Origin of the sequence: Sphingomonas sp. DC4900 (genome assembly GCF_049896485.1) — a bacterium.
Classification (GTDB): domain Bacteria; phylum Pseudomonadota; class Alphaproteobacteria; order Sphingomonadales; family Sphingomonadaceae; genus Sphingomonas; species Sphingomonas aquatilis.
In genome coordinates this window covers 121,330-144,812 of sequence record NZ_JAFCUK010000007.1, presented here as the reverse complement: position 1 = coordinate 144,812, position 23,483 = coordinate 121,330, and the positions used below count along the sequence as shown (strand labels likewise).

23 protein-coding genes are annotated in these 23,483 nt (G+C 69.5%); 11 read left to right on the top strand and 12 right to left on the bottom strand.

Annotation, left to right across the window (positions count from 1 at the left end):
- Positions 1 to 160: 160 nt before the first annotated feature.
- The 3 genes from ACP690_RS10290 to yghU are packed head-to-tail and all read left to right on the top strand — an operon-like array spanning position 161 to position 3,444.
- Entirely contained in the window at positions 161 to 1,381 is a 1,221-nt protein-coding gene (locus ACP690_RS10290; RefSeq protein WP_426260981.1) for a sigma-54-dependent transcriptional regulator, read from the top strand.
- Positions 1,371 to 2,498: a sensor histidine kinase gene (locus ACP690_RS10285; RefSeq protein ID WP_426260982.1), complete on the top strand. Its 1,128-nt coding sequence runs from the start codon at positions 1,371 to 1,373 to the stop codon at positions 2,496 to 2,498. Before ACP690_RS10290 ends, ACP690_RS10285 begins: the two co-directional genes overlap by 11 nt.
- Before the next feature lie 55 nt (positions 2,499 to 2,553).
- Positions 2,554 to 3,444 carry a glutathione-dependent disulfide-bond oxidoreductase gene (gene yghU, locus ACP690_RS10280; protein WP_426260983.1) on the top strand — a complete coding sequence of 297 codons (891 nt, stop codon included), beginning with the start codon at positions 2,554 to 2,556 and terminating at the stop codon, positions 3,442 to 3,444.
- A 128-nt stretch (positions 3,445 to 3,572) separates the two neighbouring features.
- Here the strand turns inward: yghU and ACP690_RS10275 are convergent, their stop codons facing one another.
- The 11 genes from ACP690_RS10275 to ACP690_RS10225 all read right to left on the bottom strand — a co-directional run bounded on the left by ACP690_RS10275 (position 3,573) and on the right by ACP690_RS10225 (position 14,918).
- The gene (locus ACP690_RS10275) at positions 3,573 to 4,241 is read right to left on the bottom strand and encodes a response regulator transcription factor (RefSeq protein WP_426260984.1); all 669 of its coding nucleotides are present in this window, start codon (positions 4,239 to 4,241) and stop codon (positions 3,573 to 3,575) included.
- Positions 4,241 to 6,904 (bottom strand): DUF4118 domain-containing protein, encoded by a 2,664-nt coding sequence (locus ACP690_RS10270; RefSeq protein WP_426260985.1) that lies wholly within the window; start codon positions 6,902 to 6,904, stop codon positions 4,241 to 4,243. Before ACP690_RS10270 ends, ACP690_RS10275 begins: the two co-directional genes overlap by 1 nt.
- Complete coding sequence (kdpC, locus tag ACP690_RS10265; RefSeq protein WP_426260986.1) at positions 6,904 to 7,473, bottom strand: potassium-transporting ATPase subunit KdpC; 570 nt, start codon at positions 7,471 to 7,473, stop codon at positions 6,904 to 6,906. The genes ACP690_RS10270 and kdpC overlap by 1 nt, the downstream gene beginning before the upstream one ends.
- 12 nt (positions 7,474 to 7,485) lie before the next feature.
- Positions 7,486 to 9,519 (bottom strand): potassium-transporting ATPase subunit KdpB, encoded by a 2,034-nt coding sequence (gene kdpB, locus ACP690_RS10260; protein ID WP_017978038.1) that lies wholly within the window; start codon positions 9,517 to 9,519, stop codon positions 7,486 to 7,488.
- Positions 9,520 to 9,533: 14 nt separating this feature from the next.
- A complete protein-coding gene (gene kdpA / locus ACP690_RS10255; protein ID WP_426260987.1) occupies positions 9,534 to 11,237 on the bottom strand; it encodes a potassium-transporting ATPase subunit KdpA in 1,704 nt (567 codons plus the stop codon).
- A 13-nt stretch (positions 11,238 to 11,250) separates the two neighbouring features.
- Positions 11,251 to 11,340: a K(+)-transporting ATPase subunit F gene (kdpF, locus tag ACP690_RS10250; RefSeq protein ID WP_017978036.1), complete on the bottom strand. Its 90-nt coding sequence runs from the start codon at positions 11,338 to 11,340 to the stop codon at positions 11,251 to 11,253.
- A 110-nt stretch (positions 11,341 to 11,450) separates the two neighbouring features.
- On the bottom strand, positions 11,451 to 12,299 hold the full coding sequence (locus tag ACP690_RS10245) for a TorF family putative porin (RefSeq protein WP_426260988.1): 849 nt from the start codon (positions 12,297 to 12,299) through the stop codon (positions 11,451 to 11,453).
- Positions 12,300 to 12,454: 155 nt separating this feature from the next.
- The gene (locus ACP690_RS10240; RefSeq protein ID WP_426260989.1) at positions 12,455 to 13,462 is read right to left on the bottom strand and encodes an adenosine deaminase; all 1,008 of its coding nucleotides are present in this window, start codon (positions 13,460 to 13,462) and stop codon (positions 12,455 to 12,457) included.
- Positions 13,463 to 13,528: 66 nt separating this feature from the next.
- Positions 13,529 to 14,023, bottom strand: coding sequence for a DUF427 domain-containing protein (locus ACP690_RS10235; RefSeq protein WP_426260990.1), 495 nt, complete (start codon positions 14,021 to 14,023; stop codon positions 13,529 to 13,531).
- Complete coding sequence (locus ACP690_RS10230) at positions 14,020 to 14,382, bottom strand: thiol-disulfide oxidoreductase DCC family protein (RefSeq protein ID WP_426260991.1); 363 nt, start codon at positions 14,380 to 14,382, stop codon at positions 14,020 to 14,022. The genes ACP690_RS10235 and ACP690_RS10230 overlap by 4 nt, the downstream gene beginning before the upstream one ends.
- Positions 14,370 to 14,918, bottom strand: a complete 549-nt coding sequence (locus ACP690_RS10225) for a TspO/MBR family protein (RefSeq protein ID WP_426260992.1) — start codon at positions 14,916 to 14,918, stop codon at positions 14,370 to 14,372. The genes ACP690_RS10230 and ACP690_RS10225 overlap by 13 nt, the downstream gene beginning before the upstream one ends.
- Before the next feature lie 112 nt (positions 14,919 to 15,030).
- On the opposite strand from ACP690_RS10225, the gene ACP690_RS10220 reads away from it, so the two are divergent.
- The 7 genes from ACP690_RS10220 (at position 15,031) to ACP690_RS10190 (ending at position 22,619) form a co-directional block, all read left to right on the top strand.
- Positions 15,031 to 15,909, top strand: a complete 879-nt coding sequence (locus ACP690_RS10220) for a polysaccharide deacetylase family protein (RefSeq protein WP_426260993.1) — start codon at positions 15,031 to 15,033, stop codon at positions 15,907 to 15,909.
- Positions 15,910 to 15,976: 67 nt separating this feature from the next.
- Complete coding sequence (locus tag ACP690_RS10215; RefSeq protein ID WP_426260994.1) at positions 15,977 to 17,176, top strand: FAD-dependent oxidoreductase; 1,200 nt, start codon at positions 15,977 to 15,979, stop codon at positions 17,174 to 17,176.
- Positions 17,177 to 17,249: 73 nt separating this feature from the next.
- Positions 17,250 to 17,651 (top strand): DUF2946 family protein, encoded by a 402-nt coding sequence (locus ACP690_RS10210; protein WP_043059100.1) that lies wholly within the window; start codon positions 17,250 to 17,252, stop codon positions 17,649 to 17,651.
- 131 nt (positions 17,652 to 17,782) lie between these two features.
- Positions 17,783 to 20,143 carry a TonB-dependent receptor family protein gene (locus ACP690_RS10205; RefSeq protein ID WP_426260995.1) on the top strand — a complete coding sequence of 787 codons (2,361 nt, stop codon included), beginning with the start codon at positions 17,783 to 17,785 and terminating at the stop codon, positions 20,141 to 20,143.
- Positions 20,143 to 21,498 (top strand): PepSY-associated TM helix domain-containing protein, encoded by a 1,356-nt coding sequence (locus tag ACP690_RS10200; protein WP_426260996.1) that lies wholly within the window; start codon positions 20,143 to 20,145, stop codon positions 21,496 to 21,498. The genes ACP690_RS10205 and ACP690_RS10200 overlap by 1 nt, the downstream gene beginning before the upstream one ends.
- Before the next feature lie 105 nt (positions 21,499 to 21,603).
- On the top strand, positions 21,604 to 22,017 hold the full coding sequence (locus tag ACP690_RS10195) for a hypothetical protein (RefSeq protein ID WP_426260997.1): 414 nt from the start codon (positions 21,604 to 21,606) through the stop codon (positions 22,015 to 22,017).
- Positions 22,014 to 22,619: a DedA family protein gene (locus ACP690_RS10190; protein ID WP_426260998.1), complete on the top strand. Its 606-nt coding sequence runs from the start codon at positions 22,014 to 22,016 to the stop codon at positions 22,617 to 22,619. The genes ACP690_RS10195 and ACP690_RS10190 overlap by 4 nt, the downstream gene beginning before the upstream one ends.
- A gap of 27 nt (positions 22,620 to 22,646) precedes the next feature.
- On the opposite strand, the gene ACP690_RS10185 is transcribed toward ACP690_RS10190, so the two are convergent.
- Complete coding sequence (locus ACP690_RS10185; RefSeq protein ID WP_017978023.1) at positions 22,647 to 22,982, bottom strand: hypothetical protein; 336 nt, start codon at positions 22,980 to 22,982, stop codon at positions 22,647 to 22,649.
- A gap of 109 nt (positions 22,983 to 23,091) precedes the next feature.
- Here ACP690_RS10185 and ACP690_RS10180 point away from each other — a divergent pair, with 109 nt between their 5' ends.
- Positions 23,092 to 23,451 (top strand): hypothetical protein, encoded by a 360-nt coding sequence (locus ACP690_RS10180; protein ID WP_426260999.1) that lies wholly within the window; start codon positions 23,092 to 23,094, stop codon positions 23,449 to 23,451.
- The last annotated feature ends 32 nt before the right edge of the window (positions 23,452 to 23,483 follow it).

The following is a 23,483-nucleotide window of genomic DNA, read 5'->3' as shown; positions in this document are numbered from 1 at the left end:
AAGCAGTTGCGTGTTCGGACGGTTCGGTCATCATGGCGCCAGTGTCGCCGCGAACAGCCGAAAAGCCTAAACCGTTATGAATGCTAGACTTTCACATCAAACATCGGACGGCGACCGTTCGCAAGCGGACGCACTGTCCGGAAATGGACGGTCGGACGGCGTGTCAACCGGACGGACGATTCTGCTGATCGACGACAATCCGGCGGTGTTCGGCGCGATGGACATCGCCTTTCGCATGGCTGGCCACCGGCTGGACGGTGCCAAGGGGCCGGAGGAGGCGATGTCGCGCCTCGCGACGCAGCGCTACGACGCGATCCTGCTCGATCTCAACTTCACGCCGGGGGAATCGAGCGGCGAACAGGGTCTCGCCTGCCTCGCGCGGATCATGGCCGACGATCCGGCCGCCTGCGTCATCGTACTGACCGCGCACAGCGGTATCCGCATCGCGGTCGCGGCGATGCAGGCGGGCGCACGCGATTTCGCGATGAAGCCGTGGCGCAACGCGGACCTGCTCGCCCGCGTCGAGGGGGCGATCCTGCGCGGGGCGGCAGCGGCGCCGGCATCGCCGCAATCCGCCGGAGCCGAACCCGCCCGCCTGCTCGGCGATAGCGCGGCGATGGAGCGGGTGCGCGCGCTGATCCGCCGCATCGCGCCGACCCCCGCGGGCGTCACCATCACCGGCCCCGCCGGAAGCGGTCGGACGCTCGCCGCGCTGGCGATCCACGCCGCCTCGCCATGGGCCACGCGGGCGCCGATCACGATCGACCTGCGCGATCCCGCCGCCTGGGCGTCGTTTGATACGGCCGAAGGCACCGTGATCCTGCGCCACCCGGACGGGCTGGACGCGTTCGCACAGGATCGACTTGCCCAGCGGCTGCCCGCCGGCATCCGCTGCATCGCGATCGCGTCCAGCGTCACGGCGCTGTCCCCCGCCCTGCAACGCCGGCTGGCAACGGTGGAGGTAGTGATGCCGCCGCTCGGCGCGCGCGGCGACGATGCCGTGCTGCTCGCGCGCCATTTCGCGCGCCTCGCCGCCGAGCGGTTCGTGCGGCCGCCGGTCCGGTTCACCGACGCCGCGGTCACGGCGATCCGCAGCGCCGTCTGGCCGGACGAGGTCCGCGGCCTCGCGCTGGCGATCGAACGCGCGGTGCTGCTGTCGGACGATGGCATCCTCGATGCCGCGCTCATTGCACCCCCCGCCCCGATCGCGGACAGTGCGGTCCCCGCCGCGCCAGAGGCGAACTTCGCGCTCAGCGATGCGGAACGCGCGATGATCGAGGCGGCGCTGCGCGAACATCGCCACAATGTCACGCAGGCGGCGACGGCGCTCGGCCTCAGCCGCGGCGCGCTGTATCGGCGGATGGCGCGCTATGGTCTCTAGGCGCGGCCCCTCGCCCATCGCCCTCAGCCTCGGACTGGTCGTGGCGGGCATCGTCGCGGCGCTCGCCTGGCGGCAGGGCACATGGGGCCTGGGCGCTGGCGCAGCGCTGGTAGCGCTGTGGCTCGCCGCGCTCAACTGGTGGCTCGTGGCACGCCCGCGCAACGTAGTTCGACCGGACCCGGCACGGACCGACGACGCCGACGGGCTGGTCCTGCGCCTGTTGCTCGACGCCGCGCCGACGCCGCTGCTGGCGATCGACGCGACCGCCGCGCGTGCGCTCAATCGCGCCGCACGGCGCCTGTTCGCGACCGACGACCGTATCCTGCCCGTGCCGCCGGCGCTGACCGATGCCACCGCCACCCATCTGCGCCACGAAGGCCGGGGCTGGCGGATCGACCGCGTGCGCGTCGCCAATGGGCAGGACGTCGCCGCGCTGATCGACATCGAACAGGAGGAGCGCGCCGCCGAAGCCCGCGCCAGTGCCGAGATGATCCAGGTGCTGGGGCACGAACTGCTCAACGGCCTCGCCCCCATCGCCTCGCTCGCCGAAAGCGGCGCCGTCGCGGTCGCGCGGCCCGAGGTCGATGTGGCCTTGCTGCGCGAGATCCTCGACACGCTCGCGCGCCGAGCGGAGGGGTTGCAGCGCTTCACCGAAGCCTATCGCGCCATCGCCCGCCTGCCGGAACCCACGCGGCGTGCGGTGCCGGTGGGCGAGCTGACGGACGATCTCGCGCGCCTGTTCGCCACGCGTTGGCCCGCCGTCGCACTGTCGGTGGCGGCGGATGCCGGCGCCTGGACGCTCGATCGCGACCAGATCGTGCAGGCGGTCTGGGCGCTGCTACAGAACGCCGCCGAAGCGGCCACCGCCGCGCACGCCGCCGGGGCGCTGGTGGCGCTGCGCATCACGGCAGACGACACGCTGGCCATCGAGATAGAGGACAATGGCGCCGGTGTTCCCGCAGACGCCGTCGCCCGCATCTTCCGCCCCTTTCATACCACCAAGGCGGACGGCACCGGTGTGGGCCTCAGCCTCGCGCGGCAGATCGCGCTGGGGCATGGCGGCACGTTGACGCTAGCCTCCGATGCGCCGACCCGTTTCCGCCTCACGATCCCCTGACGGCGCCAAACCCCCTTTCGCGCGTTCAGCGCCCGACCCATGAGGAGCCCGATCGATGGCCGACGACACCAGTGCCAACAACCAGCCCGCCGGCTACGTCCCGCCCGAGGTATGGACGTGGAACCCGGGCAACGGCGGCCAGTTCGCCAGCATCAACCGCCCCATCTCCGGCGCGACGCAGCAGCGTGACCTCCCCACTGGCGACCATGGCCTGCAACTCTATTCGTTGGGCACGCCCAACGGGCAGAAGGTGACGATCATGCTCGAAGAGCTGCTCGCCGCCGGCCATGCGGGCGCGGACTATGACGCCTGGCCGATCGAGATCGGCAAGGGCGACCAGTTCGGCAGCGGCTTCGTCGCGATCAATCCCAATTCGAAAATCCCGGCGCTGCTCGACCGCCGCAGCGATCCGCCGCTGCACCTGTTCGAAAGCGGATCGATCCTGATCCACCTCGCCGAAAGCTTCGGCGCGTTCCTGCCCGCCTCAGGCCCGGCGCGGGTCGAAACGCTCAACTGGCTGATGTGGCAAATGGGCTCGGCGCCCTTCGTCGGCGGCGGCTTCGGCCATTTTTATGCCTATGCGCCCTTCCGCATCGAATATGCGATCGACCGCTATGCGATGGAGGCCAAGCGTCAGCTGCACGTGCTCGACACGCGGCTGGCCGACAACGCATTCCTCGCGGGCGACGACTATACGATCGCCGATATCGCGGCGTGGCCTTGGTACGGCGGGCTGATGGACGGCATCTACAGCGCGCAGAAGTTCCTGTCGGTCGAGGATTATCCGAACGTCCGCCGCTGGACCGATACGATCGCCGCACGCGACGGCGTCCGCCGCGGCCGCATCGTCAATCGCCTGACCGGCGCGCCCGGCACCTTCCTCGCCGAACGCCACAGCGCAGCGGATATCGACCGTGCGCTGGCGGAAGGGCACGAGGCCGCGTGATATCCAGGACCGGCTGACATCACCCTCACCCTTCGCTGGCTTTGCCGGCTCTTCCCTCTCCCGTTGGGAGAGGGAAGGAGCGCCGAAGGCGCGGAAGGGTGAGGGCGACACCGTGCCAGCGAAAAAGCCTACCCGATCAGCCGATAGCCAATCCCCTGTTCGTTCGCGATCAGGCTGCCGACGGCATGCGGCGCCTCCAGCTTCTGGCGCAGGTTGCGGATCACGATGCGGAGATATTCCACCTTCGGATCGTGGCCGCCCCACACGCGCTGCAGGATCAGTTTGTGCGTCACGACGCGCCCGGCATGGTCGGCGAGCAGCGTCAGCACCTCATATTCCTTGCGGGTCAGATGCACCTCCGCGCCCGCGCGTTCGACGCGGTGCGCGGCGGGATCGATCGTCACCTCGCCCGCGCGCACCAAACCGCCGCCCTTCGCCTCGCTGCGCCGGAGCGCGACGCGCAGGCGGGCGAGCAATTCCTCGCTGTCGAACGGCTTGGTCACGTAATCGTCCGCGCCGAGATCGAGTGCGGCGACCTTGTCCTCGGTCGTATCGCGTGCGGAGACGACCAGCAGTGCGACCCCCGGCGTCCGCGCGATGACCGGCACCAGTTCCAACCCGTCCCGCCCCGGCAGCCCCAGGTCGAGCAGCACCGCGTCCGGCGCGTCCTGCGCCACCGCGGCCAGCGCCGCGCGCGCATCGGCGGCGTCGATCACGTCGTGGCCGGCGCGCTCCAGCGTCTGGCGGAGCAACCGCCGGATCGCCGGTTCGTCGTCCACCACCAGCACGCGCGCCATCAGACCTGCCCCTCGACCATGGCGTCGCGTACGATCGTCGCGGACGGGAAGACCAGCGTAAATCGCGCGCCCGCGCCATCGTCACGATTGGCGGCCTCCACGCCGACGCCCATCGCCTCCGCAAACGCCTTGACGATGGCGAGGCCCAGCCCCGTGCCCCCGGCCGAGCGATCCGATCCGTCGAACCGGCGGAACGTGTCGAAGATCGCGCTTTCCGCTCCCGGCGGCAGGCCCGGCCCCTCGTCGACCACCGACAGCCGCAAGGTCGCACCACGATGCGCACCGACGATGCGGATCGCCGTGCCCGGATCGGCATAGCGCCCGGCATTGTCGAGCAGGTTGAGCAGGCAATGATGCAGCAATTGCGCGTCGCAGCGGACCAGTGGCAGATCGGGCGGCACGTCCAGCCGGGTCGCATGACCGGCGAGCGCGGCGCGCGCATCATGCGCCGCGCCCGTCACCGCATCGGCAAGGTCGGTCGGCTCGATCGCCAGCGTCAGCGCCCCCGCCTCGATCCGCGCCATGTCGAGCAAATTGGCGACGAACCGGTCCAGCCGCCGCGTCTCGACCTCGATCGTCGTGACCAGATCCGGTGTCACGCCGTGGCGCAATTCGACGGCGGCGGCCTTCACCGCGGTCAGCGGCGTGCGCAGGTCGTGGCTGACCGACGACAGCAAGGCGCCGCGCAGGCGATCGCGGGTGCGGATCGTCTCGACGTCGCGCATCTCGCCCTCCAGCCGCAGCCGTTCCAGCACCATCGCCGCCTGATCGATCAGGCTGGTCAGCAAGGGCAATTGGTCGGCGCGCACCGGATCGCCGCCACCATCGCGCGCGAGGCCCAGCACCGCCAGCGTCCGCCCGGCATGCGACAGCGGGTGGAACACCCAGTCCGATGCGGTCAGCGTGCCCGATCCGCGCCCCGTCGTCGTCGCATTGTCGAACGCCCATTGCGCCGCGGCGAGGTCGAGCGTGCCGAGTTGATAGCCTTCCGCATCGGCGGCCTGTACGTCCAATCCGCCGGCGCCCGCACCGAGCAGCACGCTATGCACGTCGAGGATATGCGCGATTTCGCGACAGGTGGCGCGCTTCACCGCCGCATCGTCGGCCAGTTCGGTCAGCTGCCGCAGGAAGCCGGTCAGCGCCGCATTGGTCCGCGCGCTCTGGCTGGCGAGGTCCGCCTGCGCGCGCACCCGCGCGGCGAGATGGCTGGTGACGAAGGCGACACCCAGCAGCACGAACACCGAAATGACGTTTTCGGGATTGCTGATCGTGAACGTGCCGGTGGGCGGCAGAAAGAAGAAGTTATAGGCGAGGCTGGATGCCAGCCCCGCGAACAGGCCGGTGCGCAGCCCGAACAGGCTCGCCGCCGCCATCACCGGCAGCAGGTACAGCATGCCGACGTTGCCGAGCTGCAGCACGCGGAACAGCGCGGTGCCGGCGCCGGTGACGCCCGCGATCATCGCGCTGGTCGCGACATAGCCCAGCCGCGTGCCCCATGCGCCACGCCGGCGCGGCAGGCGTTCGGGCTTCGCCGCACCACCGGCAACCGGCAGCACGTGGACGGTCACGCCCGGCGTCTCGCGCACCAGCCGGTCGACCACCGATCCGTGGCGCAGCTCGAACCAGCGCGACCGCCGCGACTTGCCGACGATCAGCTGCGTCGCGCGCGCATCGGCCAGATAGGCCTTGATCCCCTCGACCACCCCCGCCGCCGGAACGGTCACGACCGTCGCACCCAGCTGCGTCGCCAGCGTCATCGCCGCCGCGACGCGGGCGTGCTGCGCATCGCTGAACGCGGCGACGCGCGGCGTCTCGATGAACAGTGCCGTCCACGGCCCGCGCAGGCCGTCCGCGACGCGCTTGCCCGCGCGCACCAGCCCCTCGCCGCCCGCCAGTTCGTTGATCGCGACGACGATCCGCTCCGCCCCCGCCCAGGTGCCGCCGACGCCCAGCGCGCGGACATGCTCCAGCATCTGCGCATCGACCGCCTGTGCGGCGCGGGTCAGCGCCAGTTCGCGCAACGCCGACAGATTGGATTTGGAGAAAAAGTGCTGGAGCGCGCGCGTCGCTTCCTGCGGCAGATAGACCTTGCCCGCCTTCAGCCGCTCGATCAGCTCGTCGGGCGGAATGTCGACGACCTCGATCTCGGCCGCCTCCAGCACGCTGTCGGGCACCGTTTCGCGCACCCGGACGTGAGTGAAGCCCGCGACGATGTCGTTGAGGCTTTCGACATGCTGGATGTTGATCGTCGAATAGACGTCGATCCCCGCAGCGAGCAGTTCCTCGACGTCCTGATGGCGCTTGGGGTGGCGGCTGCCCGGCGCATTGGTATGCGCCAGCTCGTCGACCAGCGCGAGGCGGGGCGCGCGGGCGATCAGCGCATCGAGGTCCATCTCGTGCAGCGTCCGCCCCTCATAGGGGATGGCGAGGCGCGGCAGGATCTCGAACCCGCGGGTCAGCGCCTCCGTCTCGGCGCGGCCGTGCGTCTCGACCACGCCGACGACGACATCGACGCCCTCGCGCGCCCGCGCCTTCCCTTCGGACAGCATCTCGAACGTCTTGCCGACGCCCGGTGCCGCCCCGAGGAATATCTTCAGGCGGCCGCGACCCTCCTGCGCCGCCTGACGCAGCAATGCCTGGGGGTCGGGCCGGCCGTCGCTCATCACCTGCGGGATGCGTCGAGCGCGCGGTTGAGTGCAAGCACATTTACATGCGGTTCACCCAGCACGGGGGCCTCGGTCGCCGCGGCAACCAGCGCCTCGATGCGTGCCACCGGCAGGCCGCGGACGCGCGCGATGCGGGGGGCCTGCGCCAGCGCTGCCTCCGGCGACAGATCGGGGTCGAGGCCCGATCCGCTGGTGGTGACGAGATCGGCGGGGATCGGCCCCGTCACGCCCTCCGCCCGACGCTTCGCCACATCGGCGGTCACGCGATCGGCCAGTGCCTTGCTCGCCGGGCCGAGGTTCGATCCGCTCGACGCCATGCCGTCATAGCCCTTGCCCGCCGCGGAGGGGCGCGTCTGGAAATAGCGATCCGACGTGAACGCCTGCCCGATGACGTCCGACCCGATCACGCGCCCGCCCTGTTCGATCAGGCTGCCGTTCGCCTGATGGGGGAAGACGATCTGGCCGACGCCGGTCATCGCCAGCGGATAGACGATGCCGAGCAATGCCGCGAACAACAGTGTCATCACGATCGCCGGCCGCAAGGCCGAAGAGAAATCCTTACCCATTATCTCTACTCCTCAGGCCAGTCCGAGGCCACCGACGACGATGTCGATCAGCTTGATTCCGATGAACGGCGCGAGCAGCCCGCCCAGGCCATAGATCGCCAGGTTGCGTGCCAGCAGCGGCCCCGCCCCCATCGGGCGATAGGTCACGCCCTTCAGCGCCAGCGGCACCAATGCTGGGATGATCAGCGCGTTGAAGATGATCGCCGACAGGATCGCGCTCTGCGGCGTCGTCAGCCCCATCACGTTGAGCACACCCAGCCCCGGATAGAGCGCGACGAACATCGCCGGGATGATCGCGAAATATTTGGCGACGTCATTGGCGACCGAGAAAGTCGTCAGCGCGCCCCGCGTCATCAGCAGCTGCTTGCCGAGGCCGACGACCTCGATCAGCTTGGTGGGGTCACTGTCCAGGTCGACCATATTGCCCGCCTCGCGCGCGGCCTGCGTGCCGGTGTTCATCGCGACGCCGACGTCCGCCTGCGCGAGGGCCGGCGCGTCGTTGGTGCCGTCGCCGCACATCGCGACCAGCCGCCCGCCGGTCTGTTCCTTGCGGATCAGGTCCAGCTTGTCCTCGGGCGTCGCCTGGGCGAGGAAATCGTCGACCCCCGCCTCTGCCGCGATCGCCGCCGCGGTCAGCGGATTGTCGCCGGTGATCATCACCGTGCGGATGCCCATCTGGCGCAGCTCGGCAAAGCGTTCGCGGATGCCCGCCTTCACCACGTCCTTCAGGAAGATCGCGCCGAGCAACCGGCCGTCCTTCGCCACCGCCAGCGGCGTGCCACCGGCACGGGCGATCTCGTCGGTGATGCGGCGCAATTCGGTCGCCGCCGCGGTTTCGCCGCTGCCCGGATTGGCGCGCAGGATCGAATCGACCGCGCCCTTCTGGATCAGCGTGTCGCCGATCCGCACGCCCGACACGCGGGTCTGGGCGGTAAAGGCGATCACCTCGGCATGGTCCGGCAACGTCGCCGTCTGGCCGAAGCGCTCGCGCGCCAGCACGACGATCGACCGGCCTTCGGGCGTCTCGTCCGCCAGGCTGGCGAGCAGCGCGGCTTCGGCGAGGTCTTCGGCGCTCGCGCCGCCGACGCTGCGGAACTCGCTCGCCTGGCGGTCGCCGATGGTGATCGTCCCGGTCTTGTCGAGCAGCAGCACGTCGATATCGCCCGCCGCCTCCACCGCGCGACCCGACTTGGCGAGCACGTTGAAGCGCACCAGCCGGTCCATCCCCGCAATGCCGATCGCAGACAGCAACGCGGCGATCGTCGTCGGGATCAGCGTGATCAGCAGCGCCGCCAGGATCGCGACCGGGATCGACCCGCCGGCATAGCTGGCGAAGCCCGGAATGGTCGCGACCGCGATCAGGAAGATGATCGTCAGGCCGGTCAGCAGGATAGTGAGCGCGATCTCGTTCGGCGTCTTCTGCCGCTCGGCGCCCTCGACCAGCGCGATCATGCGATCGAGGAAGCCCTGCCCCGGCTCGACGGTGACGCGCACCTTGATCGAATCGGAGATGACGCGCGTGCCCGCCGTCACCGCCGACCGGTCGCCGCCCGCCTCGCGGATCACCGGCGCACTCTCGCCGGTGATCGCGGCTTCGTTGACCGATGCGACGCCCTGGATGACCTCGCCGTCGGACGGGATCAGGTCGCCCGTCTCGACCAGCACGACGTCGCCGACGCTCAGCCGCGTGCCGGCCACCAGTTCCCAGGCGTCGCCGACGCCGATCAGCCGTTTGGCCTTCAGTTCGGCCTTGGCATCGCGCAGGCTGGCCGCCTGTGCCTTGCCGCGGCCTTCCGCCAGCGCCTCGGCGAAGGTGCCGAACAGCACCGTCAGCCACAGCCAGACGACGAGCTGTAGCTTGAAGCCGGTCGACAGGCCGTCCTGCCCCACCGCCAGCAGGACGGTCAGCAGCACCGCGACGACCGCGGTGGTGAACATGACGGGGTTACGGATCAGCTGCCGGGGATCGAGTTTGACGAAGGCATCGCGGATCGCCGGCACGATCAGCTCTGCGGTGAACAAGGATGCGTTGCGTGTCTGGGCCATGATGACGGCGCCCCTTACGAAAGCTGGCCACCGATCATCGCGAGATGATCGGCAATGGGACCGAGGGCGAGGCTCGGCAGGAAGGTGAGGCCGCCCAGCACCAGGATGATGCCGACCAGCAGGCCGACCCACAGGCCGCCGGTGGTCGGGAAGGATCCCGCGCCCGCCGGCGTGTGGCGCTTGGCGGCCAGGCTGCCGGCGATCGCCAGCATCGGTACGATCACGAAGAACCGCCCGATCCACATCGCGACGCCCAGCAGGCCATTGTACCAGGGCGTACCCGCGGTCAGGCCGGCAAAGGCCGATCCGTTGTTCCCGACCGCGCTGGTGAAGGCGTACAGGATCTCGCTGAAGCCATGCGGCCCCTTGTTGAGCGGCCCGGCGAGGCCCGCCTGCGCGACCGCCGACAGCGCCGTGCCGCCCAGGATCACCAGCGGCAGCACTGCGATCGCCAGCACGGCGAGCTTCACCTCGCGCGCCTCGATCTTCTTGCCGACATATTCGGGCGTGCGCCCGACCATCAGGCCGGCGACGAAGACGGCGAGGATGGCGAACAGCAGGAAGCCATAGATACCGGCACCGACGCCGCCGACCACCACTTCGCCCAGCTGCATGTTGATCAGCGGGATCATGCCGCCCAGCGCGGTGAAGCTGTCGTGCATCGCATTGACCGCGCCACACGACGCCGCCGTCGTGACGACCGAGAACAGGGCGGACGCGGCGATGCCGAAGCGCACCTCCTTGCCCTCCATGTTGCCGCCCGCAACGCCCAGATGGTGCAGCACCGGATTGCCCGCCGCTTCCTGCCAATAGGTGACACCGACGCCGGCCAGGAACAGCAGCATCATCGCCGCCAGGATCGCCCAGCCCTGCCGCGTGTCGCCCACCGCCTTGCCGAACGTCCAGGTCAGGCCCATGCCGATCACGAAGATCGACGCCATCTGCACGAAGTTGACCAGCGCGCCGGGGTTTTCGAACGGGTGCGCGCTATTGGCGTTGAAGAAGCCGCCACCGTTGGTGCCGAGCATCTTGATCGCTTCCTGGCTGGCGACCGGGCCGAGCGCCAGCGTCTGGCGCAGCCCTTCCAGCGTCGTCACGTCGACCGAACCGGCCAGCGTCTGCGGCACGCCGCTCGCGATCAGGAAGATCGTGTAGACGATGCACGCCGGCAGCAGCAGGTACAGGGTGATCCGGGTCATGTCGGCCCAGAAGTTGCCAATGCCATTCGCCTGCCGCCGCGCGAACCCGCGGAACAGTGCGAAGGCCAGCGCGATGCCCGTCGCCGCCGACGTGAAATTGTGGATGGTCAGCGCCAGCATCTGGCTGAGGTTCGACAGCGTCGATTCACCCGCATACCATTGCCAGTTGGTGTTGGTGGTGAAGCTGATCGCGGTGTTGAACGCATCGTCCGCGCCCACGCCCGCATAATGCAGCGGGTTGAGCGGCAGCACCGCCTGCAAGCGCAAGATGGCATAAGTGAACAGCATCAGCGCGATATTGAACAGCAGCATATGGACGGCGTAGCGGCGCCAGCCCTGCTCTTCCGCCGGGTCGATGCCCGACAGACGATAGAAGCCGCGCTCGACGGGGCCGAGCACGGCATGGAGCGGCGTGCGTCGCCCCTCGTACAGCGCGAACAGCCACAGGCCGACCGGCTTGACGAGGGCGAGCAGCACCGCGACGAAGGCGAGGATCAGGCCCCAACCCTGGATGGTCATGACGGCGCTCCCTTCAGAAGCGTTCGGGGCGGAGCAATACCGCCACCAGATAGGCGAGCAGGCCGAGCGCGCAGGCGGCGGCGAGCCACAGGTCGATGGTCATGGTCGCGCCCTCACGCTTTGTCGCACAGGCGGGCATAGGCCAGCGTCAGCGCCGACAGCCCGCCGATGATCGACAGCCAGATGATATCCTGCATGGAAAGGTCTCCCCGTTCAGAAGGCGGCGGTGAGCGAGACGAGCGCGGTGCTGCCGGCGATGTTGCCGGTGCCGTCCTGTCCCTTGCTGAAGCTCGGCCGCAGATAGGCGGCGTCACGGTCCGAGATGTTCGTATCGATCCAGGCGACGCCCAGCGTCAGGTTGCGCCAGCTGGTGTCGACGCCCAGCGACCAGTCCCAATAATCGCCGGTCGGCGTCGGCGCGGTGGCATTGGGACCCAGGCCGTCCATGCCCCAGCTGTGGCCGATATGCGCCTTGGCGGTGAACGGCGTCCCGTGGATCGCCGCCGCGCCGTCGCCCCAGACGTACAGATTGTCGCTCTTCGCGCCGGGATGGTCGTAGACGCCCGCCGCCGCACTGGCGCCGTTATCGTACCATTTGCCGATCGCCTGCTGCTTGGGCGCATAGGCCGCACCCGCGGTCAGCGACACCGGGCCGGTGGTGCCCGACAGCTTCACATAGGGTTCGGCATAGTCGGTCTTGTTGGCGCCGCCCGGATACATGTACCAGGTCAGCCCGACGTCGAGCGTGCCGGTGGGGCTGATCTTGGTCTTGTACCCGCCGATCAGGTCCAGCTCCATATTGGCGCCGCCGAACGTGCCCCAGCCGGCAAGGTTCGACGCCCAGGCGCCGACATAGACGCCGCTCTTATGCGCGACGGTAAGCCCGGCCTGCACCGCCATATGCTCGTCGGTCTGCGAGATGCCGCGCAGGCGATAGTCGGACAGGATCGCGGCCGATCCGCTGACGGTGACGGCCGGCGGCGGCGCGGTGTCGGCGCTCTGGGCATAAGCGGGCGCCGCGATCGGCAGCAGGGCGACGGCAAAACAATAACGGATACGCACGAAATCGAACCTCCCACGAACGGAGGATCCGGGCGCCGCGAACGGGCGCCGGATCCTCCTGCGGGCAAGGCAATTAGGCCGTGCGTCCGTAGGGTTTCGAGAGCGATTATCGGGTCAGGGCGTATGTTTTCCGTATGTTTTTAACGCTGGCTGCCTCAAGCCGCCGCAACGAAGGCGTCCAGCCGCGCCAGATGCGCCGCCACCGCGTCCGGCGGCAGGAACGATCCGGTAAAGCTGTTGCGCGCCAGCGTCGCCAGCGCTTGGCGATCCAGCCCCCGCGCCGCCGCCACCGCGCGGTAATTGTCCGCGACATAGCCGCCGAAATAGGCGGGATCGTCCGAATTGATCGTCGCGCGCAGCCCCTGTGCCAGCATCGCATCGATCGGGTGATCCTCGATCCGATCGACGACGCACAGTTTCAGGTTCGACAGCGGGCATACCGTCAGCGTCATCCCCTCGTCCGCCAGCCGCGCGACCAAGGCGGCGTCCTCCAGCGAGCGGTTGCCATGATCGATCCGGTCCACGTCGAGCAGGTCGAGCGCCTGGCGGACGTACTCCGGCGGCCCCTCCTCCCCGGCATGCGCGACCAGCTTCAGCCCCTTCGCGCGGGCGGCGGCGAAGACGCGCGCGAACTTCTCTGGCGGATGGCCGACCTCGGACGAATCGAGACCCACCGCGGTGATCCGGTCGAGCCACGGCGTCGCCTCCTCCAGCGTCGCAAACGCCTCCTCCTCGCTCAGGTGGCGCAGGAAGCTCATGATCAGCGCGCTGGTCATGCCATGCCGCGCTTCTGCCTCCGCCATCGCAGAGAGCAGCCCCTCGATCACCTCGGCAAAGGGAATGCCGCGCGCGGTGTGCGTCTGCGGATCGAACATGATCTCGGCATGCACCACGCCATCCGCCGCGGCCCGGTCGAAATAGGCAGCGGCCAGATCGTGGAAATCGGCGCGCGTGCGCAGCACGTCTGCCCCGGCATAATAGATGTCGAGGAAATCCTGAAGGTTGGAAAAGGCATAGGCCGCGCGCACCGCCTCCACCGACGCATAGGGGATCGCGACACCGTTGCGCTTGGCCAGCGCGAACATCAGCTCGGGCTCCAGACTGCCCTCGATGTGCAGGTGCAGTTCGGCCTTGGGCAAGGCGGCGATGAAATCCTCGGTCATGCGGTCACTCCAGGCACGGCGACCGAAACTGCAACGCGAACCGCCGTTCCGCAAGCGGCGCCCGGCCTACCAGCCCATGCTGCCCGGCACGCCCTTGAACGGCCCCGCCAGATCCGCTGTGATCCACCCGCCATAGAAGCCGCCCGGCTGCGGGATCACCTGCTCGCCATCGACCAGGCAGCGGTCGAACGGCCCGGCGTAGAACGCGACATGGTCGCGCAGGATCGCGAAGCCGCGTGTCGGATCGGGATAGCTCCAGGCGACATCGGTCAGCCGGACGTCGCCGACCTGCACATGCCAGTACACCGCATGCCCCTTCCATTCGCAGAAGGATCGCCGGTCGGACGGGATCAGCACGCCGGGCGTGATATCGGCCGGCGGGATGTACCAGCTCGGCGGATGACTGGTCTCCAGCGTGCGGACCGGCACACGGGTATCCGCCACCACGACGCCGCGATGCTCGATCCGGACGTGCCGGTCGCTCGCCTCCGCCACCGCGGGCCGCGGAAAGTCCCAGACGCTCTGCTGCCCCGGACCAACGGGATCACGCCACGGCCTCATGCGCGGGCCTCGCGCCGCCGCAGCCAGCGTTGCAGGCGCGGCCGCACCCGCAGGAATCCGCGATAGGCGCGCTCCAGCACCGCCAGCACGACGGGGTTGCGCGCCGCGATGCCCAGCGGGCGCAGCAGCGGGATCGCCCGCCACATCGCCGCGAAGGCGGCGGCCCCCGACAGCAACGGCCCGTCGCCCTCGCGCGCGTGGAAGCGCGCCAGCATCGCGCTGCGGTCGATCGGGCAGGTCCCCGGGCCGGCGACGTCGACGAAGTCGATCCGGCCGCGCCGGTCCAGCCGGCGCATCATGGCGATCTCGCGCCGGCACAGCGGACACTGGCCGTCATGCCATACGGTTACGCGGCGCATCGCCCCTCCGCCGGATTGTCGCGCCAGATCCGCCCGGCCAGCAACGTCGCAAAGCCGAGCCAGCCAACGAAGGGCACGGCCAGCGCCGCCGCCGGCCGGTCGACGCGTACGGCGGTGGCGACATAGGCCGCGCCCGTCGCCACCATCGCGCCCGACACCGCCGCGCTCGCACCCAACTGCCGCTCGCGAAAGAACAGCTGCGTCCACCCGCCGATCAGCGCGCTGTTGACCAGCCACAGGCCGACCGCCGCATTGCGGCTCGCCCCCGATGGGCTGCGCAACAGGCGATAGCCGCCCACCGCCAGCCCCGTTTCCAGCACCGGCCACACCGCGCCAAAGGCGGCGTCGGGCGGGGTGAAGCCCGGCTTGTCGAGCTTGCGATACCAGCGCCGCACGCCCGGATGCGTCGCGTCGGGCGCATTGCGACGCCCCACCAGCGCGCTGATCCCCAGCACGGCGGCGACCGACGCCAGCGCCGCACCGCGACCCAATCGACCGCCGCCGTTGTCCGTCGTCCGTCCGCTATCCGTGCCCACGTCTGACCTCCTGTAATCACCTGCCGCTACAGCGAGCCACGCGCGCGGACGTTCCAGCCCATGCGACGACCGGCGATTTGGGCCCAAGCCGCCCGCGACGCGTTACCGGCGGATGAGCTCGCATCACGACCGCTACGCCTATCGCCCGATCACCGATCGCCCTGTCTACGATTGGCCCAATGGTGGCCGCCTCGCCATCTATCTGGGCGTCAATTACGAGGTGTTCCAGTTCGGCAGCGGCCTGGGTGCCGAGCTGGCCCCGGCGCAGACCGATCCCGACGTCATGAACTATGCCTGGCGCGATTACGGCAATCGCGTCGGCGCGTGGCGGCTGTTCGATCTCTTCGACCGGCTCGACCTGCGCACCACGGCGCTGGTCAACGCGGACGTGCTCGATGCCTGCCCTGGCCTGGCCGAGGCGTGCCGCGACCGTGGCGACGAGATTGCGGCGCATGGCGCGACGAACGCCACGGCGCAGGGCGACCTGTCGGGCCGGCGCGAAGCGACGATGATCGGCGACGTTACCGAGCGGCTTGCCGCGTTGGGCGTCCGCCCGACGGGGTGGCTCGGCCCCTGGATTTCCGAAAGCGACCAGACGCCAGACCTGCTAGCGCAGCAGGGCTATCGCTACGTGCTGGACTGGGCGCACGACGACCAGCCGACGCGGCTGTCGACCGCGCACGGCGGGCTGCTGTCGGTCCCCTATTCGCAGGAGATCAACGACATCCCCGCGATCATCGCTCGCCGGCAGGAGGCGGAGACGTTCGCCGGCATGATCCGCGCCGCCGTCGAGCAATTGCTGTCGGAATGCGACCGCCGCCCCGTGGTGCTCGGCATCGCGCTCCACCCGTACATCATGGGACAGGCGCATCGCACGCCCGCCCTCGCCCGCGTGCTGACCGAGCTCCGGGCCGCGAACGATCCGCGCATCTGGTGGACCACCGCCGGCGAGATCGCCGCGCATGTCGACGCAAACGATCTGGCGGTGTGAACCGCGGCCGGCACCCACCAGAATCGAAAAGGATGGCGCGACGCCGCCGGGCGATTAGGCTGGCGCGATGCGGCGTCTTCACATCGCGATTGCCGGCTGCGGCCCGGCGGGCCTCGCCACCGCGTTGCTGCTGCATCGCGACGGCCATCATGTCACGTTGTTCGAGCGGTTCGATGCACCCCGCCCCGTGGGATCGGGGCTGATGATCCAGCCGACCGGTTTCGCGGTCCTGCGCGCATTGGGGCTGGCCGACGCCCTGCTCGACCATGGTGCCCGCATCGACCGCCTGCATGGCGAGGCGGGACGCAGCGGCCGCGTCGTCCTCTCCGTCCGCTATGCCGCGCTCGGCAAGCGGGCCGGGTTCGGTGTCGGCGTTCATCGCGCGACGCTGTTCGCACTGCTGCATCAGGCCGTCGCCGCCGAGGGGATCGCGATCGAAACCGGCTGCGCGGTGTCGGGCAGCGACCTCACCGCCGGCGACCGTCGCGTCCTGCTGCTGGAGGGCGGCCGCCGGATCGGCCCGTTCGACCTCATCGTCGACGCGCTCGGCACGCGCACACCGCTGGCGCCGCCCTGCGGCCGCACGCTCGCTTATGGCGCCCTGTGGGGAACGCTCGACTGGCCCGCCGATGCCGGCTTCGATCCCGCTGCGCTCGAACAGCGCTACCGGCGGGCGAGCGTGATGGTCGGCGTGCTGCCGATCGGGCGGTTTCCGGGCGACCCGCGCCAGCAGGCCGCGCTCTTCTGGTCGCTGCGCGCCGATCGCCTCGCCGAATGGCAGGCGGCGGGGCTCGATGCCTGGAAGGCGGAAGTCTCTGCCTTATGGCCCGCGACGCGCGCCTTGCTCGACCAGATCCGCTCCCCCGACCAGCTCACCTTCGCCCGCTACGCCCACCGGACGCTGCCGACGCCGGCGGAGGCGGGCATGATCCACATCGGCGACGCCTGGCATTCGGCCAGCCCGCAATTGGGACAAGGCGCCAACATGGCGCTGCTCGATGCCTATGCGCTCGCGCTGGCGTTGCGACAATCGCCGGACGTGGCCGCGGCGCTGGGCCAGGCGATCGCGATGCGCCGGCGGCACGTGCGCCTGTACCAGGCCCTCACCGCGCTGTTCACCCCCGTCTACCAGTCCGACAGTCACGCGCTCCCGTTCGTCCGCGACCGGATCGTCGGCCCCGTGTCGAAACTGTGGCCGGCAACACGCATCCAGGCGGCGATGGTCAGCGGGCTGATCGGCAACCCGCTGAAGCCGTTGTTCGGCTGACGGCACGCCGGCGCATCGCGCTCCTACCAAAATGCAAGGTGACGGCGGCACCATCGGGCGATAGGGCGGTTCGGTGAGCGCGATACGCCATCATGTCCTGCATCATCGCTGGTTGGCCGTCTGGCTGATCGCCTTGACGCTGCTGATGAAAATCGTCGTGCCCAACGGCTATATGCTGGGCTCGTCGAACGGCGCGATCACGATCGAGATCTGCTCGGGCTATGGCCCGGTGACGATGACCATGGCGATGCCCGGCATGGCGCATCACGACGACAAGCCGGATCACGGCAAGGCGGAGCAGCCCTGCGCCTTCGCCGGCCTCAACGCGCCCGCGATGAGCGGCGCCGATCCGCTGCTGCTCGCGCTGGTCGTCGCCTTCATCGTCGCGACCGTCTTCCGGACGGTCGTTCCGCCCGCCCCGCGGCAGTTCACCCGCCTCCGCCCCCCGCTGCGCGCGCCACCCGCCACCGCCTGATCGATGGCGAGACGGGACGCCCCGCGGCGTTCCCCTCGCCCGTGCCGCAGGCGATCGTTCGAATCGCGCGCGGTTTCGGCTGCCGGCCGCCCATCGGGCGGCACGGCGCCTGATGCTTTCAGGGGATCATCGTGCCTTCATTCCAGTATCTTGCCGCGGCCTCGCTGGTCGCGCTCGCCGCGTCGTCGGCGTCTGCCCAATCCACCGACCCGCGCCGCGCCGAATTGCTGCGCCAGCGCGACGCCATCGACGCCGAATTGCGCAAGCTCGACGCGCCGGCGCCTGCCACCACGCCGACGCCGTTGGCGTCCACGCCCATCGACACGCAAGCCGCGCCCGGCGACATCATCGTCACGGGACGCGCACTGACGCTCACCACCCAGGTCACGGGCCAGACCGACACCACCATCTCGGATCGCGATTTTCGCAACACGCCGGCGCGCACCATCGCGGACATCGTCAAGCTCTCGCCCGGCGTGACGGTGATCGGCGGCAACGGCCCGCGCGACGTGGGCGTGTCGATCCGCGGCTCCAACGCGCGCAACAGCTTCGGCGCACGCAACATCCAGGTGTTCGAAGACGACTTCCCGGTCACCCAGCCCGACGGCCTCGCCCGCTTCGACCTCACCGATCCGCACGCCTATGGCGCGGTCGACGTCGTCCGCGGGCCATCGTCCGCCCGGTACGGCAATTACGCGATCGAGGGCGCGATCAACTTCCGCACCCGCCGCGGCCGCGACATCCAGGGGGCCCAGCTGGGGCTGGACGCTGGCAGCTACGGCTATCTCAACGCCTATGCGACGATCGGCCACGGCAATGCCGACCAGGACTATGCGCTGTTCGGCAGCTTCGTGCGCGCCAACGGCGCGACGGGCCATACCGGCTATGAGACGGGCACGATCAACGCGCTCGCGACCGTCGCGCTGTCGGATCGCGACCGGCTGACCGGCAAGCTCATCTACAACGAGGGCGAGTTCCGCCTGTCGACACGGCTGTCGTTCAACCAGTTCGCCGCCAACCCCTATCAACAAGGGTGCGAGCAGGCGGCGACCGCCGCGCCGGGATGCGGCACGATCTCGGTCCTGGTGAACGGGATCAACGGCACCCGCATCGCCCAGACCGCGACCGAGGGCGATCTCGCCCGCAACGATCGCCGGACGATCGTCGGCGCGCGCTGGGAGCATGACCTGTCGTCGGCGACGACATGGCGCACGCAGGCGCTGTTCGACAGCCGCGTCGTCAACCAGCCGACCGGCGCCACCCCCTTCAAGGGGACGCTGGACAGCTATGCAATCAGTTCGGACGTCACGAACCGCGGGCGGCTGTTCGGCATGGATGCGGTCAGCTTCGTCGGCCTGTTCTACGGCTATCTCGATAACCAGAGCTTTTCGTTCAACAAGACGCCCGCCGGCCGCAACGGCATCGGCGCACCGACTCAGACCGTGTTCGGCGACGTGCGCAACCTCGGCATCCGCGCGCGCGAGGAATTGCGGCTGACCCCGACGCTCACCTTCGTGGCGGGCATCGGCGCGGAACGCTCGATCATCAACATGCGCCAGACCGCCTACACCTATCCGGTCGGTGCGAACCCGACGATGACGGTCGTGCCGGCGCTGCGCCGGTTCGGCAATGTCGCCCCTGAAGCCTCGCTCGTCTGGCAGGCGGATCCGGCCCTGCGCCTGCACGCGCGCGTGGGAACCGCTTATGGCATCCCGCAAGCCGGCCAGCTGTTCGTCACGCCCGCCGGCGTGCCGGGCGACAATGTCGCGCTGAAGACCCAGAAGAACACCGGCGTCGACTTGGGCGGCGAGCTGCGCCTCGGCCGCACGCTCACCGCCGAACTGACCGGCTATTACGAATGGTTCCGCAACGAACAGGTCAGCCAGTCGGCCGGCGTCAACCTGTTGTCGTTCACCACCAACGTGCCGCGGTCGATCCACCGCGGCGTCGAACTGGCGGTGGAATGGCGTCCCGATCTGGTCGAGGGCGGCTATGTCCGCGGCAATTACAGCTACAACGACCAGCGCTACACCCAATATCTCGAGCGGCTGACGTCGGGCGCGGTGTCGGCGGTGTTCGACCGCGACGGCAACCGCATTCCGGGGGTGATCCCCACCTTCGCCAACCTTCGAACCGGATATGACCGCCCTGCCGGTCCGCTTGCCGGACTGGGCGGGTTCGCCGAGGTGACGTGGCGTTCGCGCTACTGGATCGACAATGCCAATTCGCTGCGCGTGCCGGGCTATGCGCTGGTCAATCTGAACCTGCATTACGATCCCCCCGCCGGCGCCGGCTGGTGGTCGCGCCTGTCCTTCTACGCCTCGCTAGAGAATCTGACCGACAGGACCTATGTCGGCTCCGCCTCGATCATCGCCAACAGCCTGGCCGCGAACGGCACGCTCAATCCGCCAACGGTGCTGCGCGGCGTCACCGGCTCGGTCTATGCGGGCCAGCCCCGCACGATCTACGCCGGCATCAAGGGACGGTTCTGATGGCAAGCGACACGCAGGGCCGCGCCACCCAGGCAGGCGGCTTCTATTCGTCGGTCTGGCGCTGGCACTTTTACGCGGGGCTGTTCTGCATCCCGTTCGTGATCTGGCTGGCACTCACCGGCACGATCTATCTGTGGCGCCCGCAGATCGAATCCTGGCTCGACCGCCCCTATGATCGCCTGCCCGTCGCGGGCGCGCCGGCCTCGCCCGACGCACAGGTCGCCGCCGCATTGCACGCCGTGCCCGGCGCCACCTTACGCAAATATGTGATGCCCGAACGCCCCGACGCCGCGGTCCGCGTGCTCGTCACCCGCGACGGCGCAGACCGGCGCGTCTACCTCGATCCCCACTCGCTCGCCGTGCTGGGGGTCGTGACCGAAGAGCAGCGCCCCATGCGCGTCGTTTTCCGCCTGCACGGCGAATTGCTCGCCGGGGCGGCCGGCAGCTACCTCGTGGAGATCGCCGCCTGCTGGGCGATCGTGATGCTGCTGACCGGCCTGTATCTGTGGTGGCCGCGCGGGCGGCGCGGCCTCGCCGGAATCCTCTACCCACGGCTGCGCGCACGGGGACGCCTGTTCTGGCGCGACCTCCATGCGACGGCGGGCATCTGGGTCACGGTTTTCGCGCTGGGGCTGATCCTCACCGGCCTGCCCTGGGCCAAGGGGTGGGGAACCTACCTCACCCAGGTCCGCCAGGTCACCGGCACGTCGCGGGGCCCGGTGGACTGGACGATCGGCGGCAAGGCTCCCAAGGCGGATGCCGCGTCGGGCGAGCATGCCGGGCATGGCGGCATGACGATGCCGGCGCCGCCACCGTCCCCGGGCGATCTGGCCCGCGTCATCGCGACCACCCGCCCGCTGGGGCTCGCCGGACCGGTGCTCATCACGCCCCCCGCGCGGGCAGGCGCGCCCTGGTCCGTCGCCTCCGACACGGCAGACCGTCCCTTGCGCAGCACGCTCAAGATCGACGGCGCCAGCGGTCGGATCGTCAGCCGCACCGATTTCGCGCAACGCCACTGGATCGATCGGGTGATCGGCTATGGCATCGCGGCGCATGAGGGCGCGCTGTTCGGCCTCGCCAACCAGCTGCTCGGCACCGCCACCGCGCTGCTGCTCGTCCTCTTGTCGGTGTCGGGCGGGGTCATGTGGTGGCGGCGGCGGCCGATCGGTCTGCTCGGCGCGCCCATCCCCGTCGGCCGGGCGCGGTTCGGCGCCGGGCTGGTCGTCGCGATCCTCGCCCTCGCGCTCTACCTGCCGCTGTTCGGCCTGACGCTGATCCTCGTTCTGTTGTTCGAGGGGGTCGCAAGGCGGTGGCTCCCCGGCCCGTCGCAATGGCTGGGCCTGCGATCCGCCTGACACGGCCGCAGGGCGTCATTCGGGGCAAGCCGGCATCGCACCAGCCCCGCCTCCGGATGACGCCGCCACGTTGATCGCCGCCCCCGCCCGGCGTATCGCGGGGACATGACCCGCACACAGCCCTGGCGCAAAGCCCTGATCGCGCTGTTCGTCGCGATCCTGGCGTTCACCGGCTATCACGCGGTGCGGACGGTCAGCGACGCCCTGTATTGGAACGCGCACCGCGACGAACCGATCGAGCCGTGGATGACGATCGGCTATGTCGCGCATTCCTATCACGTCCCGCCGCACATCCTGCATGCCGCGCTGAACCTGCCGCCGACGCCGGATCGCCGGCCGCTCGCCCGCATCGCGCGCGACAGCGGCCGGTCGATGTCGCAGGTCGAGGCGAAATTGACCTATGCGATCGTCCACGTCCGGCCGCCATATCCGCCCCCCGGCCCGCCACCGCCGCCCGTGGCCCCGTCCGGATCAACTTCGTCCGGATCGTCGTCCCGATCGGCGTCGCCCGCCCGATGACCGACCAACTGCTCGAACTGCTGACGACCTATGGTCTGCCCGCATTGTTCGTCGCGATGATCCTGGCGGCGGCGGGCATGCCCTTCCCCAGCTCGCTGACGCTGGTGGCGATGGGATCGTTCGTCGCGCAGGGCGAATTGTCGTTCTGGCCCGTCGTCGCCGCGGGCTCGGCCGGCGCCGTCATCGGCGACCAGATCGGCTATGCCTTCGGGCGCTACGGCGGGCGCCCCCTGCTCGCGGCGGTGACCAGGCGCATCGGCGGCGCGGACAAGGTCGAGCAGGCAGAGGCCTATTCGCGCAAATGGGCAGGATGGGGCATCTTCTTCAGCCGCTGGCTGATCGGGCCGCTCGGACCGTGGATCAACGTCACCAGCGGCCTCACCGAATATCCCTGGGCCCGTTTCCTCGCGCTCGACGTCGCGGGCGAGGTCCTGTGGCTGGTGATCTACGTGTCGCTGGGCCGTGCGTTCAGCGATCAGGTGCAGACGATCGCCAGCCTGCTCGGCAACCTCACCTGGGTGATCGTCGGCCTGCTGGCGGCCGTCCTGCTCGGCTGGAAGCTCTTCGGCCGATCCCAGGCCCCGACCGACGATCCCGCATAGCCCGCCGCCGGATCGGGGCGGCGGCGATCAGCGCTGCTTCTTCGTGATCGTCGCCGTGAAATCGGGGTCCTTCTTCGCCACCCAATCGACGAATTTGCGCACATTGGGGTGATCCAGCAGGCCCGCGACGTTCATGCCGTGCCGCTGCAATTCGGAATTGGTGAAGTTCGCGGTCAGCGTCTGCTGGCAGATCGGATGCATCGGCACGACGTCGCGGCCGCCACGACTCTTGGGCACGGGATGATGCCAGACGATGGTCTTGCCCGTCGGCCGGCCGCACAACCAGCACGGCGGCGGCGCGGCCGGCGTGTCGTCGTCTGCGGGCAGGTGATCGTAGGGATCATATTTCGAACGTCTGGCCATAGCGCGATCCGATTGCTTCGATTGCCCCCGCCTGTAGCGAAGCGATCCGCCGCGTCCTAAGGAAAGCGGCGAACAGGGTCCGATCACTGCGGACCGATCGGGGACTATCATGACGGATTCGTTGAAACCTTGGGACCCGGCGTTGGTGCGCCGATGGCTCGACCGTCGCCACGCCGCCGCGCGGCTGGATCAGGCGGCGGCCGACCGGCAAGGCTATGACGCGCGCGACGATTACGACAAGGCGGCGGCCGAGGAATGGGTGTGCCGCACGCTGAAGGATGACGATAGCACGGCCGACCAGGCCGCCTTTGCCGCCCGCCTCAAGCAATTGATCGCGCAGGACGACTATCCCGCGACCGGCCTCAATGACGAGGACCGGTTCGAACGGCACGTCCGAACCTATCTGCGCAAGGTCGCCAAGATGACGAAGGCGAACGAAGGCTTCGAAAAGACCCTGCGCCACCAGTGAACGCGGCGGCGCCTCTTGCCGCCTTGCCCCAT

Excerpts from the sequence above, each read along its gene's own strand:
- ACP690_RS10270 (WP_426260985.1), bottom strand. The coding sequence starts at position 6,904 with ATGAGCGACGGCCGGCCCGACCCCCAGGCATTGCTGCGTCAGGCGGCG.
- ACP690_RS10285 (WP_426260982.1), top strand. The coding sequence starts at position 1,371 with ATGGTCTCTAGGCGCGGCCCCTCGCCCATCGCCCTCAGCCTCGGACTG.
- ACP690_RS10215 (WP_426260994.1), top strand. The coding sequence starts at position 15,977 with ATGCGGCGTCTTCACATCGCGATTGCCGGCTGCGGCCCGGCGGGCCTC.
- ACP690_RS10180 (WP_426260999.1), top strand. The coding sequence starts at position 23,092 with ATGACGGATTCGTTGAAACCTTGGGACCCGGCGTTGGTGCGCCGATGG.
- ACP690_RS10190 (WP_426260998.1), top strand. The coding sequence starts at position 22,014 with ATGACCGACCAACTGCTCGAACTGCTGACGACCTATGGTCTGCCCGCA.
- ACP690_RS10230 (WP_426260991.1), bottom strand. The coding sequence starts at position 14,382 with ATGCGCCGCGTAACCGTATGGCATGACGGCCAGTGTCCGCTGTGCCGG.
- kdpF (WP_017978036.1), bottom strand. The coding sequence starts at position 11,340 with ATGACCATCGACCTGTGGCTCGCCGCCGCCTGCGCGCTCGGCCTGCTC.
- ACP690_RS10195 (WP_426260997.1), top strand. The coding sequence starts at position 21,604 with ATGACCCGCACACAGCCCTGGCGCAAAGCCCTGATCGCGCTGTTCGTC.
- ACP690_RS10185 (WP_017978023.1), bottom strand. The coding sequence starts at position 22,982 with ATGGCCAGACGTTCGAAATATGATCCCTACGATCACCTGCCCGCAGAC.
- ACP690_RS10220 (WP_426260993.1), top strand. The coding sequence starts at position 15,031 with ATGAGCTCGCATCACGACCGCTACGCCTATCGCCCGATCACCGATCGC.
- kdpB (WP_017978038.1), bottom strand. The coding sequence starts at position 9,519 with ATGGCCCAGACACGCAACGCATCCTTGTTCACCGCAGAGCTGATCGTG.
- kdpA (WP_426260987.1), bottom strand. The coding sequence starts at position 11,237 with ATGACCATCCAGGGTTGGGGCCTGATCCTCGCCTTCGTCGCGGTGCTG.
- ACP690_RS10240 (WP_426260989.1), bottom strand. The coding sequence starts at position 13,462 with ATGACCGAGGATTTCATCGCCGCCTTGCCCAAGGCCGAACTGCACCTG.
- yghU (WP_426260983.1), top strand. The coding sequence starts at position 2,554 with ATGGCCGACGACACCAGTGCCAACAACCAGCCCGCCGGCTACGTCCCG.
- kdpC (WP_426260986.1), bottom strand. The coding sequence starts at position 7,473 with ATGGGTAAGGATTTCTCTTCGGCCTTGCGGCCGGCGATCGTGATGACA.
- ACP690_RS10275 (WP_426260984.1), bottom strand. The coding sequence starts at position 4,241 with ATGGCGCGCGTGCTGGTGGTGGACGACGAACCGGCGATCCGGCGGTTG.
- ACP690_RS10235 (WP_426260990.1), bottom strand. The coding sequence starts at position 14,023 with ATGAGGCCGTGGCGTGATCCCGTTGGTCCGGGGCAGCAGAGCGTCTGG.
- ACP690_RS10200 (WP_426260996.1), top strand. The coding sequence starts at position 20,143 with ATGGCAAGCGACACGCAGGGCCGCGCCACCCAGGCAGGCGGCTTCTAT.